Here is a 15,753-nt window from a genome sequence, read left to right as displayed (position 1 = left end):
CGCGTGCAGCAGGCCGTCCGCCACTACCTGGTCGCGCTGCAGTTCTTCACGCGCGTGCCGGTGACAGGCCGGCTCGCGGCCTGGGTCGGTTTCGACCCCGCCATGCTGCGCGCGGCCGCCGCGCACTTCCCCGGCGTCGGCTGGCTGGTTGCCGCCTGGGCGGGCTGCGTGAGCGCCCTGCTCTGGTGGCTGCTGCCGGCCCAGGGTTTCACGCCGCTGGCAGTAGCCGCGCTGGGCACCGTGGCCAGCGTGCTGATGACCGGCGGCTTCCACGAGGACGGCCTGGCCGACGTGGCAGACGGCCTGGGCGGCAGCCTGGACCGCGCACGCGCGCTGGACATCATGAAGGACTCGCGCATCGGTGCCTTCGGCGCCATGGCCCTGGTGCTGGGCCTGGTCTCCAAGATCACGCTGCTGGCCGTGCTGGGCGGGGCCGGCCTGGCGCCGCTGCTGTGGGCGCTGCTGGGCGGGCATGTGCTGTCGCGCCTGTTGCCGCTGGCCCTGCCACTGCTGCTGCCGCATGTGGGCGACACCGCCCGCTCCAAAGCCAAGCCGCTGGCCGACCAGATCGATGTGCGCACCTTGCGCCTGGGTGCGCTGTGGTGCCTGCCGGCGCTGCTCGGCGTCGCCCTGGGCCAGGGCCTGGCTTTCGCGCTGTACGGCTGCACCGGCGCGGTGCTGGCGGCGGCCTGGATGTTCCGCTGGTTCCGCCAGCGGCTGCAGGGCTTCACTGGCGACGCGCTGGGCGCCACGCAGCAGGTCTGCGAGATCGCCTTCTACCTGGGCGCCGCCTGCGCGCTGGGCCGCTGATGCGGCTGTGGCTGGTGCGCCACCCGCAGGTGCTGCTCGCGCCCGGCATCTGCTACGGTGCCAGCGACGTGCCGGCCGACCCGGCCCACACGGCGGAGTGCGCCGCGCGGCTGGCACGCGCGCTGCCACACGGGCTCACCGGCGCCTGCTCGCCGCTGGGCCGCTGCCGCAGCCTGGCCGGCGCACTGGCCCGGCTGCGCCCGGACCTGCACTTCACGACGGATGCACGCCTGGCCGAGATGGACTTCGGCCACTGGGAAGGCCAGCACTGGGACGGCATCGGCCGGGCGGCCATGGCGGCCTGGACACAGGACTTCGCGCGGCACCGCCCCGGCGACGGCGAATCTGTCAGCGACTTCATCGCGCGCGTGGATTCGGCCTTGCAAGCCACCGCGGCGGGGCATGCGCCGCAGGCGCTGTGGCTCACGCACGCCGGGGTCATCAAGGCCGTGCGCTGGCTGCTGTCCGGTCGGGGGGCTTTGGCCCGCGCCGACCAATGGCCCGTCGAGAGCGTGGCCTGCGGCGAATGCTGCGTGCTGGACTTGCCGGCGCCTACCGCGTGATCGGCGGCAGTTCCAGCGTGGCCAGCGGGTCCGCATCGGGCGCTGCCGCCAGCACCGCCTGGCGCGCGCCGACCGAGGTCAGGCGCACGCCGGGCTCGATCTCGGCGCCGACACGAAATGGCTTGGGTGGCTGGCCGGCCACCGCGATCAGCGCGGCACCACCCTGGCGCCGGTCGGCCACGACACCCGTCAGCACATAGCGGTTGTTGGTCACCACCGGGGCCGCCGCCACCTGGACCGTCGCGCCCAGCAGGCGCCCCACGGCCGTGGCATCGGCCTGCGCCAGGGCCGGTCTGGCCACGGGCGCCGGCGCGGCCTCGTCGCTCGGCCCCCACAAGCGCAGCGCCCAGAACGCCACGCTGAGGGCGGCCAGCACCCACACCAGCACGGTCACGAGCCGCACCGGCCAGGGATTCGCAGTGCGCGCGGACGGAAAGGAAGCTGGAGCAGTTCGCAACATGCGCGGATTATCATGGAACGCTTCGCCCCGCCGCGCTCCACACCTCCATGACTCTGTTGTCCCGCTCCCGCCGCCGCATCCAGGCCGGCTTCACCCTGATCGAACTGATGGTCGTGCTGGTCATCATCGGCGTGCTGGCCGCGCTGATCGTGCCCAACGTGCTCGACCGTGCCGACGACGCGCGCGCCACCGCCGCCAAGACCGACGTGACCAACCTCATGCAGGCTCTGCGCATGTACCGGCTGGACAACCAGCGCTACCCCACGGGCGAACAAGGCCTGCAGGCCCTGCTGACCAAGCCCACCACCAACCCCATTCCCATCAACTGGAAGCCCTACCTGGAAAAGCTGCCCAACGACCCCTGGGGCCGCCCCTACCAGTACCTGAACCCCGGCGTGAAGGGCGAGATCGACGTCATGTCCTTCGGCGCCGACGGCCAGCCCGGCGGCGAGGGCAAAGATGCGGACATCGGCAGCTGGCAGTAAGCCGGCGACCAGCCCGACGCGCCAGCGCGGCTTCACGCTGCTCGAACTGCTGGTCGTCGTGGCCATCGTGGCCCTGGCCAGCGCCGGTGTCGGCTTTGCCTTCCGCGACAGCGCCGACAGCCAGCTCGAACGCGAGGCGCAGCGCTTGGCCGCGCTGTTCGACGCTGCCCGGGCCCAGTCGCGCGCCAACGGCGTGCCCGTGCGCTGGCGCGCGCTGGAGAGCGGCTTCCGCTTCGAAGGCGCCCTGCCCGGCACGCTGCCCGAACACTGGCTCAGCCGCGACACCATCGTCGCCGCGCAAGCCAGCGTGCTGCTGGGGCCCGAGCCGGTGATCGGCGCGCAATGGCTGGAGTTGCGTTCGGTCGCCAACCCGCAGCTGGCGCTGCGCGTCGCGACCGATGGCGTGCGCCCGTTCGCGGTGCAGAACGTGCAACCGTGATGCGCCCGGTCCGGGGCTTCACGCTGGTCGAGGTGCTGGTCGCGCTCGGCATCGTCGCCATCGCGCTGCTGGCCGGCACCCAGGCCACCAGCGCGCTGACGCGCAACGCCACGCGCCAGAGCGACGTGCTGCTGGCGCAGATTTGCGCAGAGAACGAACTCATCGCGCTGCGCCTGGCGCGAGGGCAGCTGCCGGGCGTGGGCGACACCGACCAGCCCTGCGAGCAGGCCGGCCGCATGTTCCGTGTGCTGCTGGGCGTGCGGCCCACGCCCAACCCGAGCTTTCGCCGCATCGATGCCCAGGTGCTCGAAGACGGCGTGCCGGTGCTGCGCATCACCACGATCCAGGGGCGCTTCTAGATGCGCAGGCCCCACCGCGGCTTCACGCTGGTCGAGCTGCTGATCGCGCTGTCCATCATGGCCATCGTCGCCGTGCTGAGCTGGCGCGGCCTGGACGGCATGACGCGCACCCAGGCGGCCACGCGCGCCCACACCGACGCCGTGCTGACGCTGCAGGCGGGCCTGGCCCAATGGACGGCCGACCTGGACGCCATGCTGGACGTGACCGAGCGGCCGCCGCTGGACTGGGATGGCCGCGTCATGCGGATCGTGCGCGCCAGCACCACGCCCGGCGAGACCGGCCCACTGGTCGTGGCCTGGACGCGCCGCGGCGTGGCCGACGGCGGCCAGTGGCTGCGCTGGCAGTCGCCCGTGCTGCACAGCCGGGCCCAGCTGCTGCAGGCCTGGGAGCGCGCCGGCAGCTGGGCCCAAACGCCCAGCAGCGACGAGCGCCAGCGCGAGGTGGCCATCGCGCCCCTGCTGGACTGGCGCCTCTTCTACTACCGCGTCAACACCTGGACCAACCCGCTGTCCAGCGCCGACACGCCGCAGACCGGCAGCAGCGGCAGCACCGATGTGCCCGACGGCGTGCGCCTCGTGCTCGAACTGCCGCCGGGCGGCGCGGTGTCGGGGACCATCACGCGCGACTGGGTGCGGCCCACGGTCGGGGGCAGCGGCTCATGAAGCGCGCCCACGCGCAGCGCGGCGCGGCCCTGCTGCTGGCCATGCTGACCGTGACGCTGGTGGCGACCTTCGCCGCCACGGCGCTGTGGCAGCAATGGCGCGCGGTCGAGGTCGAACAGTCCGAGCGCGCACGCAGCCAGTCGGCCTGGGTGCTGGTCGGCGCGCTCGACTTCTCCCGGCTGGTCCTGCGCCAGGATGGGCAGGGCAGCCGCACCGACCACCTGGCCGAACCCTGGGCCGTACCGCTGCAGGAGTCGCGCATGTCCACCTTCCTGGCGGCCGAGAACGGTGTCAACCAAGGCGGCGACGAGGGCCTGCCCGAGGTGTTCCTGTCCGGTAGCATCGTCGATCTGCAGTCGCGCATGAACGTCGCCAACCTCGTGAATGCGGAGGGCACGCTGCTCGAACCGCCCCTGGAGGCGTTCAAACGGCTGTTCGATCTCCTGGGCCTGCCCCAGGCCGAACTCATGGCCATGGCCCAGAACCTGAGCCGCGCCAGCCAGAAGCAGACCGACGACGGCGCCGACGTGCCGCTGCGCCCCGAACGCTTCGACCAGCTCGTCTGGCTGGGCGTCTCGCCAGCCACACTGCGCGTGCTGGAGCCCCATGTCACGCTGCTGCCGCGGAACGACACAAAGATCAACCTGAACACCGCCAGTGCCCAGGTCATCGCCGCCTCCGCCGAGGAACTGGATCTGGCCGCGGCCCAGCGGCTGGTGCAGGCACGCACTAACAGCCCGCTGCGCGACCCAACGGCTGCAGCCAAGATCCTGAGCCCGGATGGCACGCTCACCACAACCGGCTACAGCGTGATCTCCGAATACTTCGAGGTCAATGGCCGCCTGCGCATGGAGGGCACCGTGGTCAGCGAGCGCTCGCTGGTCCACCGCAGCAGCAACAACGTCGTCGCCACCGTTTGGCGCCAGCGCGTCGCCGGAGAGCGCCAGCCATGACCGTCATGAGCGCTCTCTACAATCGCCCGCCGCAAGCGCGGCCCGGCCGCGTCCCTCCGCCTCCGAGAGAGAAACCTTGAGCACCCTGATCGTCGTCCTGCCCCTGGACACCCCCGGTGCAGCCACACCGCTGGAGTACGTGCTGAGCGCCGACGGTCGCACCGTCGCCGCGCACGCGCACGCCGTCGCGGCGCTGCTGCCCGCCGCACGCGAGACCGTGGCGCTCGTGCCGGCGCAGGCGCTGTCCTGGCACCGCGTCGAGCTGCCCAAGGGCTCGCTGGCGCGCGGCGCTTCCGGCACGCCGCGTCTGCGTGCGCTGCTCGAAGGCCTGCTCGAAGACCGCCTGCTCGACGACCCCGGCGCCGTGCATTTCGCGCTCGAGGCCGGCGCCCGCGCCCAGACCCCGGCGTGGGTCGCCACCTGCGACCGCGCCTGGCTGCGCGCCGGCCTGGACCTGCTGGAGGCGGCACGCCGCCCGGCCGCCCGTGTCGTGCCCGAACTCGCGCCCGGCAGCGAGCAGATCGAGATCCTTGGCACGCCCGAGTCCGCCTGGCTGGCCTACAGCGGCGCGCAGGGCGTGAGCGTGCTGCCGCTGGCCGCACCCGCGCTGGACTGGGCGCTGGCCCAGGCCGGCAGCGCTGAAGAGGTGCCCGTGTTCGCCGACCCCGCCCTGGCCCAACTGGCCGAGCAGAGCGGCGCCCGCCAGCTGCAGCTGCGCCCCGCCACCGAGCGCTGGCTGCAGGCCGGCGCCGGCAGCTGGGACCTGGCGCAGTTCGACCTGGCCAGTTCCGACCGCCGCCGCGCCGTGCAGGGCACGCTGCGCCGCGTGGCCGCCATCGCCCGCGGCCCGCAGTGGCGCCCTGCGCGCTGGGGCCTGGGGCTTTTGGTGCTCGCCCACCTGGTCGGCGTGAACGCCTGGGCCTGGAAGGAATCGACCGCCCTGGCCGACAAGCGCGCCGCCGTGCGCGGCGTGCTCTCCAGCAGCTTCCCCTCCGTGCGCGTGGTCGTCGATGCGCCCGTGCAGATGGCGCGCGAGGTGGAGCTGCTGCGCCAGGCCTCCGGCGCCTACGGCCCGCGCGACCTCGAAGCCATGCTGGGCGCCCTGGGCGCCACGCTGCCGCCCGGCCAGGTGCCGCAGGCCATCGAATTCGGCAACGGCGAAGCCCGGCTGCGCGGCCTGGCCACCACCCCCGAAGCCCTGGCCGCATTGAACGGCCGCCTGCGCGCCCACGGCCTGGGCGCGCAGTCCGAAGGCGAGCGCCTGCTGCTGCGCCCCCTGCCCGACGCCGGAGCCACGCCATGAAGCTCGCCGCCCTGCAGCAACAGCTGCGCACCCGCTGGGACCTGCTCGCGCCGCGCGAGCGTGGTGCCGTCGTGCTGGCCGGCGCCATCGTGCTGGTGGCCCTGGTCTGGTGGGTCCTGCTCGGCCCGGCCCTGGCCACGCTGCGCCATGCCGAGGCCCAGCACCACGACCTCGATGTACAGCTGCAGACCATGCGCGGCCTGCAGTCCGACGCCATGGCCTTGCAGAACCAGCCGCGCCTGCCCTACGACGACGCGTTGCGCGCGCTGGAGACCTCGGTGCGCCAGCGCCTGGGCAACACGGCCCAGCTCAGCGTGGCGGGCGAGCGCGCCACGCTCACGCTCAAGGCCGCCGAGGCCGACGCGCTGGCCCGCTGGCTCACGCAGGCCCGCGTCAACGCGCGCGCATTGCCGGCCGAGGCCCGCCTGACCCGCGCGGCCGGCCCTGCCAATGCCCCGGCCCGCTGGGACGGTGCGCTGGTCCTCACGCTGCCGGCCCGCTGACGTGGCCCGCGCCCCCCGCACCGCCGCAACCGCCCGCGCCCCCTGGGGCTGGGCCTGGCTGGGTGGCGCCGCTGGACTGCTGGCGGGCGTGCTGGTGTTCGCGCCGGCGCGCTGGCTGGCCTGGGCCGTAGAACAAGGCAGCGACCAGCATGTGCTGCTGCGCGCGCCGCGCGGCAGCCTGTGGAACGGCTCGGCCCAGCTGGTGCTGGCCGGCGGTGCGGACAGCCGCGACGCCATCGCCCTTCCCGGCCATTTCGAGTGGCAGCTGCGCCCCGCGTGGTCGGGCCTACAGCTGGCGATGCGCGCAACCTGCTGCATGCAGCAGCCCTGGCAGGTGCTTGCCGAACCGCGCTGGACCGGCGCGCGCGTGCAGATCGGCAACGGTCAGTCGCACTGGCCGGCCCCCGTGCTGGCCGGCCTGGGCACGCCCTGGAACACGGTCCAGCCTGAAGGCACGCTGGCACTGTCCGCGCAGGACTTGTCGCTCGAATGGGTCTCCGGCCGCGTGCTGGTGAAGGGCCGCCTGCAGCTGGAGGCCAGCGAGCTGTCCTCACGCCTGTCCACGCTCAAGCCCATGGGCAGCTACCGGCTCACGCTGGCAGGGGGTGGCGACGACGCGCCCGCCAGCCTGCGGCTGGAGACCATCGCCGGCAGCCTCACTTTGAGCGGCAGCGGACAATGGGTGGGCTCGCGCCTGCGCTTTTCCGGTGAAGCCGTCGCCGACCCCGAGCGGGTCGACGCGCTTTCGAACCTCCTGAACATCATTGGCCGACGCAATGGCCTGCGTTCCATCATCCAAGTGGGCTAGCCCGATGCACTCCTTTCCGACACCACGCCCCGCCCGCCGCGCCTGCGCACTCGCCGCCGCACTGCTGTGCCATGCCTCGATGGCGCAGGCCCAGGTGCCGCCGTTGCCCGGCCAGCCCGGCATCCCGGCCGCGGCCGCACAAGGCGCGACCGGCCCCAGCACCGTGAGCCTGGTGCCCAGTGGCCCGCGCCGCGGCGACCCGGTCACGCTGAACTTCATGAATGCCGACATCGAGGCCGTGGCGCGCACCATGGCCACCATCACCGGCCGCAACGTGGTGGTGGACCCGCGCGTGAAGGGCACGATGAACCTGTCGACGGACCAGCCCGTGCCGCCCTCGGTCGCCTACAGCCAGTTCATCGCGGCGCTGCGCATGCAGGGCTTCACCGTGGTCGACGCCGCCGGCCTCGACAAGGTCGTGCCCGAGGCCGATGCCAAGCTGCAAAGCAGCCCGGTCAGCGTGAGCGAAGGCGGCGACGGCGGCCTGCCCGGCGGCAGCCAGATCGTCACGCAGATCTTCCGGCTCAACCACGAGAGCGCCAACAACCTGGTGCCGGTGCTGCGCCCGCTGATCAGCCCGAACAACACCATCAACGCCAACCCGGGCACCAACTCGCTGGTCATCACCGACTACGCCGACAACCTGCGCCGGCTGGCCCGCGTGATCGCGGCCATGGACGTGTCCAACGCCACCGACGTGGAGGTGATCCCGCTGCGCCACGCCATCGCCAGCGACCTGGCGCCCCTGGTCTCGCGGCTCGTCGAGCCGGGCAGCAGCGCGGCCGGTGCGGCCGCACCGGCCGCGGGCCAGGCCGCCGACAGTTCGTACCGCACCACGCTGATGGCCGAGCCGCGCAGCAATGCACTGGTGGTGCGTGCCAGCAACGCAGCGCGCATGAACCTGATCCGCTCGCTGGTGGCACGGCTGGACCAGCCGCCAGCGCCCGGCTCCAGCGCCGCCAGCGGCAACATCCATGTCGTTTACCTCAAGAACGCCGACGCGGTGAAGCTGGCCGCCACGCTGCGCGCCGCCATCGCCGCGGGCAACGTGGGCGGCACCGGCACGCAGGGCAGCGGCAGCCAGCCCGGCAGTGGATCGCCGAGCCTGGGCACGATGCAGACCTCGTTCGGCTCCAGCGCCAGCAGCAGCGGATCGAGCGGCAGCAGCAGCATCTCCGGCTTCGGCGGCAGCAGCACGGGCGGCGGCAACCTGAACCAGGGCAACAGCAACCAGCCCTCGACCGGCGGCCAGATCCAGGCCGACCCCTCGACCAACTCGCTGATCATCTCGGCACCCGAACCCCAGTACCGCCAGCTGCGCGCCGTCATCGACCGGCTCGACGGCCGGCGCGCCCAGGTGCTCGTGGAAAGCCTGATCGTGGAGGTCAACGCCGAGAAGGCGGCCGAGTTCGGCATCCAGTGGTCGGCCCTGCTGGGCGGCAAGAACCTGGCGGCACTCGGCACCAACTTCAGCGTGGGTGGCCGCAACATCTTCAGCATCGCGCCCGGTCTCATCAACGGCTCGGGCACCACAACCACGGGGCAGACCGCGCTGCCCTCCACGGGCGGCAACCTGGGCTACATCTACCAGAAGAACGGCAACAACGTGCTGGGCTTCCTGGCGCGCTTCCTGGAGACCAACACCGACGGCAACATCCTGTCCACGCCCAACCTGCTGACGCTGGACAACGAGGAAGCCCGCATCATCATCGGCGAGAACGTGCCCTTCGTGACCGGTTCCTACACCAACGCCACGAGCACCGGCTCGGGCACCGTCAACCCGTTCCAGACCTACGAGCGCCAGGACGTAGGCCTCACACTGCGGGTGCGCCCGCAGATCAACGAGAACGGCACGGTCAAGATGGTGATCTACCAGGAAAGCTCGGCCGTCAAGTCGGGCACCGAGTCGGCGGCCAGCGGCCCGACCACGACCAAGCGCGCCATCGAATCCACCGTGCTGGTGGACGACGGCTCCATCGTCGTGCTGGGCGGCCTGCTGCAGGACCAGTACGGCGGCAACCAGGAGAAGGTGCCCGGCGTCGGCGACATCCCGTTCTTCGGCAACCTGTTCAAGAGCGAGGCCCGTTCGCGCAGGAAGACCAACCTGATGGTGTTCCTGCGCCCGGTGGTGGTGCGCGACAACCAGTCCGCCGAGACCCTGTCCATGGACCGCTACGACCTCATGCGCGTGGGCCAGCAGCAGGCACAGCCGCAGGAGAGTTCGCTGGTGCGCGTGAACGAGGCGCCCGTGTTGCCGGAGCAGCCGCTGCGCCGGCTGACCCCGGCTGCGGCCACCATGCCAGCGCCGCTGCTGCCGCCGTCCACCAACCTGCAGACCCAGACGCCGGGCGCACCGTCGCAGCCTGTGACCACGCCGCAGTGATGCGCCACCCGCTGCCCTACGCCTTCGCCCGCAGCCAGCAACTGCTGCTGGAAGACAACCTCGGCGAACTCACGCTGTGGCTGCACCCGGCCACGCCACCGACCGCCGTGGCCGAGGTCATGCGCAAGCATCCGGTGCGCCATGTGCAGTCGCTGGCGCAGGCCGCGCTGGCCCAGCGCATCAGCGCGGCCTATGCCCAGGGCGAATCCAACGCCGCGGCCGTCGTCAGCGAGGTGGAGAGCGATGCCGACCTCTCGCGCATGATGCAGGAGCTGCCGGCGGTGGAAGACCTGCTGGAGACCTCGGACGACGCGCCCATCATCCGCATGCTCAACGCGCTGCTCACGCAGGCCGCGCGCGACGGCGCCAGCGACATCCACATCGAGCCCTACGAGCGCCATTCCAGCGTGCGCTTCCGTGTGGATGGCACGCTGCGCGAGGTGGTGCAGCCCAACCGCGCGCTGCACGCCGCGCTGATCTCGCGCCTCAAGATCATGGCCGAGCTCGACATCTCCGAGAAGCGGCTGCCGCAGGACGGCCGCATCAGCCTGCGCATCGGCACGCGCGCCGTGGACGTGCGCGTTTCCACGCTGCCCAGCGCGCACGGCGAACGCGCCGTGCTGCGTCTGCTGGACAAGTCCAGCGAGCGCATCAGCCTGACCTCCGTCGGCATGCAGGGCGAGGCCTTGCGCCAGCTGCAGGAGCTGATTGCCCAGCCGCACGGCATCATCCTCGTGACCGGGCCCACGGGCTCGGGCAAGACCACCACGCTGTACGCCGCGCTGAGCGAACTGGACGCCAGCCGCAGCAACATCATGACGGTGGAAGACCCGATCGAGTACGAGCTGCCCGGCATCGGCCAGACCCAGGTCAACGCCAAGATCGACCTGACCTTCGCCAAGGCCCTGCGCGCCATCCTGCGCCAGGACCCGGACGTGATCATGATCGGCGAGATCCGCGACTTCGAGACCGCGCAGATCGCGATCCAGGCCTCGCTGACGGGCCACCTGGTGCTGGCCACGCTGCACACCAACGACGCCGCCAGCGCCGTCACGCGGCTGATCGACATGGGCGTGGAGCCGTTCCTGCTGAGCTCTTCGCTGCTGGGCGTGCAGGCCCAGCGCCTGGTGCGCAAGCTGTGCACCACATGCCGCGGCCCCGGCTGCGAGGCCTGCGGCCACACCGGTTACCAGGGCCGCACCGGCGTGTTCGAGCTGCTGGTGGCCGACGACGCGATCCGCGCCCAGGTGCACAACCGGGCTTCGGAGGCCGACATCCGCGCCGCCGCGCAGCGCAACGGCATGCTGCTGATGCGCGAGGACGGCGAACGGCTGGTGGCCGCCGGCATCACCTCGCGCGAAGAGCTCTTGCGCGTGACCCGAGACTGACATGAAGCCCCCACGCTCATCGCTGCGCGTATCGCTGCCCCCCGAGGGGGCGCGTCAGAGCCTTCGGGCGGCCGGGCGGCACTGACACATGCCCGCCTACGCATTCGAAGCCGTCGATGCCGAAGGCGCGACCCGCAAGGGCGTGCTGGAGGCCGACACCGCGCGCTCGGCGCGCAGCATGCTGCGCGCCCAGGCCCTCGTGCCGCTGTCCGTGGAACCGGTCGGCGCTGGCCAGGGTGCGGGCGAGGAGGCCCCGCGCTCGCGCGGGCTGTTCGCCGGCCGTGTGTTCCGCGGCACGGCGCTGGCGGTCTGGACGCGCCAGCTCTCGGGCCTGGTCTCCGCCGGCCTGCCGCTCGAACGCGCGCTGACCGCGCTGACCGAGGAGGCCGAGGACGAGCGCCAGCGCCACCTGCTGGCCGGCCTGCGCTCGGAGGTCAATGCCGGCTCGTCCTTCGCCAAGGCGCTGGCCCGGCACCCGCGCGAGTTCACGCCGATCTACACCGCCGTCATCGGCGCCGGCGAGCAAAGCGGCCACCTGGGCCTGGTGCTGGATCGGCTGGCCGAGGACCTGGAGACGCAACAGGAACTCAAGTCGCGCCTGATCGGCGCCGCGTTGTACCCGGCCATCGTGAGCCTGGTGGCCATCGTGATCGTGATGTTCCTGGTCGGCTACGTGGTGCCGCAGGTGGCCAATGTGTTCGCGGGCACCAAGCGCGCGCTGCCCATCCTCACCGTGGTCATGCTGGCCATCAGCGACGTGGTGCGCCACCACGGCTGGTGGATCGCGCTGCTGCTGCTGGCCGGCGGCGTGGGCCTGAAGCTCTCGCTGCGCGCCGAGGCCGTGCGCCAGCGCTTCGACGCCATGGTGCTGCGGCTGCCCTTGATCGGCAAGCTCGCCGCGGGCTACAACGCGGCCCGATTCACGAGCACGCTGGCCATGCTGGCCGCGGCCGGCGTGCCCATCCTGCGCGCGCTGCAGGCCGCGGCCGAGACGCTCAACAACCGCGCCATGCGCGCCGACGCGCTGGACGCGCTGGTGGCCGTGCGCGAAGGCGCGCCGCTGGCCTCGGCGCTGGCGCAGAAGAAGCGCTTCCCAGGGCTGGTCTCGATGTTCGCGCGCCTGGGCGAGCAGACCGGCGAGCTGCCCACCATGCTGCAGCGTGCCGCGCGCCAGATCGGCAGCGAAGTCCAGCGCCGCGCCATGGCGTTGGCCACCATCCTGGAGCCGCTGTTGATCGTGGCCATGGGCATGATCGTCATGCTGATCGTGCTGGCGGTGCTGATGCCCATCATCCAGCTCAACCAATTCGCAAGATGAGGTCTCACCCCCGGTCTGCGCGCTGCGCGCTCCGCCACCCCCCTTGCAGGGGGCGCCGCCTGCAGCCTGGCAGAGCCAGTTCCGCGGCGTCTGCTGGCATGGCCTGCTCCGCGGCCACTGGAGCAGTGCCTGGCGAACCGGCTTCGTGGGCTGCGAACGGCGGATAGGACTTTGGAGAACTGAAATGCCCGCCACGCTGGAAGACAAGCTCGTCGTCGCGATCTCTTCGCGCGCGCTGTTCGACCTGGAGGAGGAGAACCGGCTGTTCGAAGCCGGCGATGCACGCGCCTACATGCAGCTGCAGCTTTCGCGGCTGGAGGTGCCGGCGCGGCCCGGCGTGGCCTTCTCGCTGGTGCGCAAGCTGCTCGCCTTCAACGACCCTGCGCAGCAGCGTGTCGAAGTGGTGGTGCTCTCGCGCAACGACCCGGTCAGCGGCATGCGCATCTTCCGCTCGGTGCGCGAAGCCGGCATCAAGCTCGAGCGCGGCGTGTTCACGCAGGGCCGCGACCCCTTCGGCTACCTGCGTCCGCTGCGCGCCCACCTGTTCCTTTCGGCCAACGAGGCCGACGTGCGCGAGGCGCTCGCCCAGGGCTTCCCGGCCGCACGTGTGCTGACCGAGTCGGCCCAGGCCGGCAGCAACCACCCGAGCGAAGTGCGCATCGCCTTCGACGGCGACGCCGTGCTGTTCTCCGACGAGGCCGAGCAGGTGTTCCAGGCCCAAGGCCTGGACGCGTTCCAGCTGCACGAAACCGACAAGGCCGCGCTGCCGCTGCCCGACGGCCCGTTCAAGCCGCTGCTGGCCGCGCTGCACCGGCTGCAGCAGGCCACGTCGTCCGGCATGCGCATCCGCACCGCGCTGGTCACGGCGCGCAGCGCGCCCGCCCACGAGCGCGCCATCCGCACGCTCATGAACTGGAACATCGAGGTCGACGAGGCCATGTTCCTGGGCGGCTTGCCCAAGGGCGAGTTCCTGCGCGAGTTCGAGCCCGACTTCTTCTTCGACGACCAGACCACGCACGTGCGCTCGGCCGCGCGCCATGTGCCAGCCGGGCATGTGAGCCACGGCGTGGCCAACCACCCTCCTCCGGCGCGCTGACCGGCTGGCGCGGCCTGCGCCCCTGCGGAACACCCGGATGCGGCGGCGTACAGCGCCCGCTAGCATGCGCCGCGGAGGAGACTGTTCGTGACGTTCGACAATGCCGTGCTGACCGGCGCCTGCGGGGGGCTGGGCCAGGCGCTGGCCCGCGCGCTGATCGCTGGCGGTGCGCGCGTCGCGCTGGTCGGCCTGCAGCGCAAGGCCCTGGTCCCGCTGGCCGCGCTGGCGCCCGGCCGCTGCGCCGTCTACACCCCCGACGTGAGCGACGGCCCCGCCATGGCGGCCATGGCGGCGGACTGGACCGCGCGCTTCGGCCCACCCGACCTCGTCATCGCCAATGCCGGCGTGGCCGGTGGTTTCGACACGGCGCACCCCGAGGACTTGGCCGTGCTGCGCCGCATGCTGGAGATCAACCTCGTCGGCGTGGTGACCACCTTCGCGCCCTTCCTGCCTGCGATGCGGGCCATGGGGCGCCCGGGTGCCCTGGTCGGCGTGGCCAGCGTGGCGGGCTGGCGCGGCCTGCCCGGCAACGGCGCCTACTGCGCCAGCAAGGCCGGCCTGATCGCCTACCTGCAAAGCCTGCGCGCCGAGCTGCGCCCCACGGCGCTGCGCGTGCACACCGTGAGCCCGGGCTACCTGCGCACGGCGCTCACCGCCGGCAACCGCTTCGCCATGCCCGGCCTGCTGGAGCCCGACGCCGCGGCCCAACGCCTGCTCGCGGGGGTGGCGGCCGGCCGCGAACACATCGTGCTGCCGCGCCGCACCGGCTGGCTGGCACGCGCGCTGGCCTTGCTGCCCGCGCCGATGCATGACCGCATCCTGCTCGCGCAACCGCGCAAACCCAGGCCCGGTGAAGCCGGCGCCACCGAAATTCCAGGCCTGAAGCGATGAGCAGCCCGACCCACGAACAGATCGCTCTCGTCGGCGCCGGCCCCTCGGGCCTGGCCGGGGCCCGCAACCTGCAGAAGCTGGGCATCGCCTTCCAAGGCTTCGAGGCCCATGGCGATGTCGGCGGGTTGTGGAACATCGAGAACCCGCGTTCCACGGTCTATGCCTCGGCGCACCTGATCTCGAGCAAGCGCATGACGGAGTTCAGCGAGTTCCCGATGGCCGCCAGCGTGGCCGACTACCCGAGCCACCGCGAACTGCTGGACTACTTCCGTGCCTTCGCGCAGCGCTTCGGCCTGCACGGCCACTACCGCTTCGACACGCGGGTGCTGAAGGCCGAGCCGGTATCCGACACACCCGGCACGCGCTGGCGCCTGACCACGCAGACCGGCGACGCCGCGCCCGAGGTGGCCGAGTACAAGGGCCTGGTGGTGGCCAACGGCACGCTGGCCGAACCCAACATGCCGACCTTCCCCGGCCAGTTCGCAGGCAAGCTGTGGCACACCTCGGCCTACAAGGAGGCCACGCAGTTCACCGGCCAGCGCGTGCTGATCGTGGGCGCGGGCAACTCGGGCTGCGACATCGCGGTCGATGCCGTGCACCACGCCAAGAGCATCGACATCTCGGTGCGGCGCGGCTACTACTTCGTGCCCAAGTACGTGTTCGGCAAGCCGGCCGATTCGATCGGCGGCAAGGTCACGTTGCCGCCGTGGCTCAAGCAGCGCATCGACAGCACCATCCTGCAGTGGTTCACGGGCGACCCGGTGCGCTTCGGCTTTCCCAAGCCCGACTACCGCATCTACGAATCGCACCCGGTCGTGAACTCGCTGATCCTCTACCACATCGGCCACGGCGACGTGGGCGTGCGCGCCGACATCGAACGCTGCGACGACCACACCGTGCACTTCAAGGACGGCCAGGCGCGCGACTACGACCTGATCCTGGCCGCCACAGGCTACAAGCTGCACTACCCCTTCCTGGACCATGGACTGCTGAACTGGCAGGGCATGGCACCGCGCCTGTACCTGAACATCTTCGCACCGCGCTTCGATCGCCTGGCCGTGCTGGGCATGGTGGAGGCCAGTGGCCTGGGCTGGCAGGGCCGCTACGAGCAGGCCGAGCTGGTGGCGCGCTACCTCAAGGCGCTGGACGCCGGCAGCCCACAGGCCGCCGTGCTGCAAACCGCCAGGGATGCCGGCCCCGCCAACTGGCCCGACATGTCGGGGGGCTACCGCTACCTGAAGCTCGAACGCATGGCGTACTACGTGCACAAGGACACCTACCGCAAGGTGGTGCGCGCGACCGCCGCGGCCTTCACCTGACCCGGAGCGCCC

The 15,753-nt window shown here is 71.9% G+C and carries 17 protein-coding genes; 16 read left to right on the top strand and 1 reads right to left on the bottom strand.

Annotated elements, in window-relative coordinates:
* The first annotated feature begins 3 nt into the window (after positions 1–3).
* Together ASF45_RS29370 and ASF45_RS29365 are read left to right on the top strand one after the other, a co-directional pair.
* Positions 4–810, top strand: a complete 807-nt coding sequence (locus tag ASF45_RS29370; protein WP_056672071.1) for an adenosylcobinamide-GDP ribazoletransferase — start codon at positions 4–6, stop codon at positions 808–810.
* Entirely contained in the window at positions 810–1,373 is a 564-nt protein-coding gene (locus ASF45_RS29365) for a histidine phosphatase family protein (RefSeq protein WP_056672068.1), read from the top strand. The genes ASF45_RS29370 and ASF45_RS29365 overlap by 1 nt, the downstream gene beginning before the upstream one ends.
* Here ASF45_RS29365 and ASF45_RS29360 read toward each other — a convergent pair.
* The gene (locus ASF45_RS29360; RefSeq protein ID WP_235581075.1) at positions 1,363–1,776 is read right to left on the bottom strand and encodes a type II secretion system protein N; all 414 of its coding nucleotides are present in this window, start codon (positions 1,774–1,776) and stop codon (positions 1,363–1,365) included. The genes ASF45_RS29365 and ASF45_RS29360 overlap by 11 nt on opposite strands.
* A gap of 104 nt (positions 1,777–1,880) precedes the next feature.
* On the opposite strand from ASF45_RS29360, the gene gspG reads away from it, so the two are divergent.
* The 14 genes from gspG to ASF45_RS29290 all read left to right on the top strand — a co-directional run bounded on the left by gspG (position 1,881) and on the right by ASF45_RS29290 (position 15,741).
* Positions 1,881–2,318: a type II secretion system major pseudopilin GspG gene (gene gspG, locus ASF45_RS29355; protein WP_056672064.1), complete on the top strand. Its 438-nt coding sequence runs from the start codon at positions 1,881–1,883 to the stop codon at positions 2,316–2,318.
* Entirely contained in the window at positions 2,293–2,757 is a 465-nt protein-coding gene (locus ASF45_RS29350; protein WP_056672061.1) for a Tfp pilus assembly protein FimT/FimU, read from the top strand. The genes gspG and ASF45_RS29350 overlap by 26 nt, the downstream gene beginning before the upstream one ends.
* A complete protein-coding gene (gene gspI / locus ASF45_RS29345) occupies positions 2,757–3,116 on the top strand; it encodes a type II secretion system minor pseudopilin GspI (protein WP_056672058.1) in 360 nt (119 codons plus the stop codon). Before ASF45_RS29350 ends, gspI begins: the two co-directional genes overlap by 1 nt.
* Positions 3,117–3,779 (top strand): prepilin-type N-terminal cleavage/methylation domain-containing protein, encoded by a 663-nt coding sequence (locus ASF45_RS29340; protein WP_056672055.1) that lies wholly within the window; start codon positions 3,117–3,119, stop codon positions 3,777–3,779.
* Complete coding sequence (gene gspK, locus ASF45_RS29335) at positions 3,776–4,732, top strand: type II secretion system minor pseudopilin GspK (RefSeq protein ID WP_056672049.1); 957 nt, start codon at positions 3,776–3,778, stop codon at positions 4,730–4,732. Before ASF45_RS29340 ends, gspK begins: the two co-directional genes overlap by 4 nt.
* Before the next feature lie 76 nt (positions 4,733–4,808).
* Positions 4,809–6,035, top strand: coding sequence for a type II secretion system protein GspL (gene gspL / locus ASF45_RS29330; protein WP_056672046.1), 1,227 nt, complete (start codon positions 4,809–4,811; stop codon positions 6,033–6,035).
* A complete protein-coding gene (gspM, locus tag ASF45_RS29325; RefSeq protein ID WP_056672040.1) occupies positions 6,032–6,538 on the top strand; it encodes a type II secretion system protein GspM in 507 nt (168 codons plus the stop codon). The genes gspL and gspM overlap by 4 nt, the downstream gene beginning before the upstream one ends.
* A 1-nt stretch (position 6,539) precedes the next feature.
* Positions 6,540–7,346, top strand: coding sequence for a type II secretion system protein N (gspN, locus tag ASF45_RS29320; RefSeq protein ID WP_056672037.1), 807 nt, complete (start codon positions 6,540–6,542; stop codon positions 7,344–7,346).
* A 4-nt stretch (positions 7,347–7,350) separates the two neighbouring features.
* Entirely contained in the window at positions 7,351–9,729 is a 2,379-nt protein-coding gene (gene gspD / locus ASF45_RS29315) for a type II secretion system secretin GspD (protein ID WP_235581074.1), read from the top strand.
* A complete protein-coding gene (locus ASF45_RS29310) occupies positions 9,729–11,117 on the top strand; it encodes a GspE/PulE family protein (protein WP_056672035.1) in 1,389 nt (462 codons plus the stop codon). The genes gspD and ASF45_RS29310 overlap by 1 nt, the downstream gene beginning before the upstream one ends.
* An 88-nt stretch (positions 11,118–11,205) precedes the next feature.
* Entirely contained in the window at positions 11,206–12,435 is a 1,230-nt protein-coding gene (gspF, locus tag ASF45_RS29305) for a type II secretion system inner membrane protein GspF (RefSeq protein ID WP_056672033.1), read from the top strand.
* Between the two features lie 184 nt (positions 12,436–12,619).
* Positions 12,620–13,531 carry a 5'-nucleotidase gene (locus ASF45_RS29300; protein ID WP_056672029.1) on the top strand — a complete coding sequence of 304 codons (912 nt, stop codon included), beginning with the start codon at positions 12,620–12,622 and terminating at the stop codon, positions 13,529–13,531.
* An 81-nt stretch (positions 13,532–13,612) separates the two neighbouring features.
* Positions 13,613–14,422 (top strand): SDR family oxidoreductase, encoded by an 810-nt coding sequence (locus tag ASF45_RS29295; protein ID WP_056672026.1) that lies wholly within the window; start codon positions 13,613–13,615, stop codon positions 14,420–14,422.
* The gene (locus ASF45_RS29290) at positions 14,419–15,741 is read left to right on the top strand and encodes an NAD(P)/FAD-dependent oxidoreductase (RefSeq protein WP_056672024.1); all 1,323 of its coding nucleotides are present in this window, start codon (positions 14,419–14,421) and stop codon (positions 15,739–15,741) included. Before ASF45_RS29295 ends, ASF45_RS29290 begins: the two co-directional genes overlap by 4 nt.
* Positions 15,742–15,753: the final 12 nt, after the last annotated feature.

Source organism: Pseudorhodoferax sp. Leaf265 (assembly GCF_001422365.1).
GTDB lineage: Bacteria > Pseudomonadota > Gammaproteobacteria > Burkholderiales > Burkholderiaceae_C > Pseudorhodoferax.
Note: the sequence above shows the minus strand (reverse complement) of the source record. Positions and strands in the feature narration are given on the sequence as shown.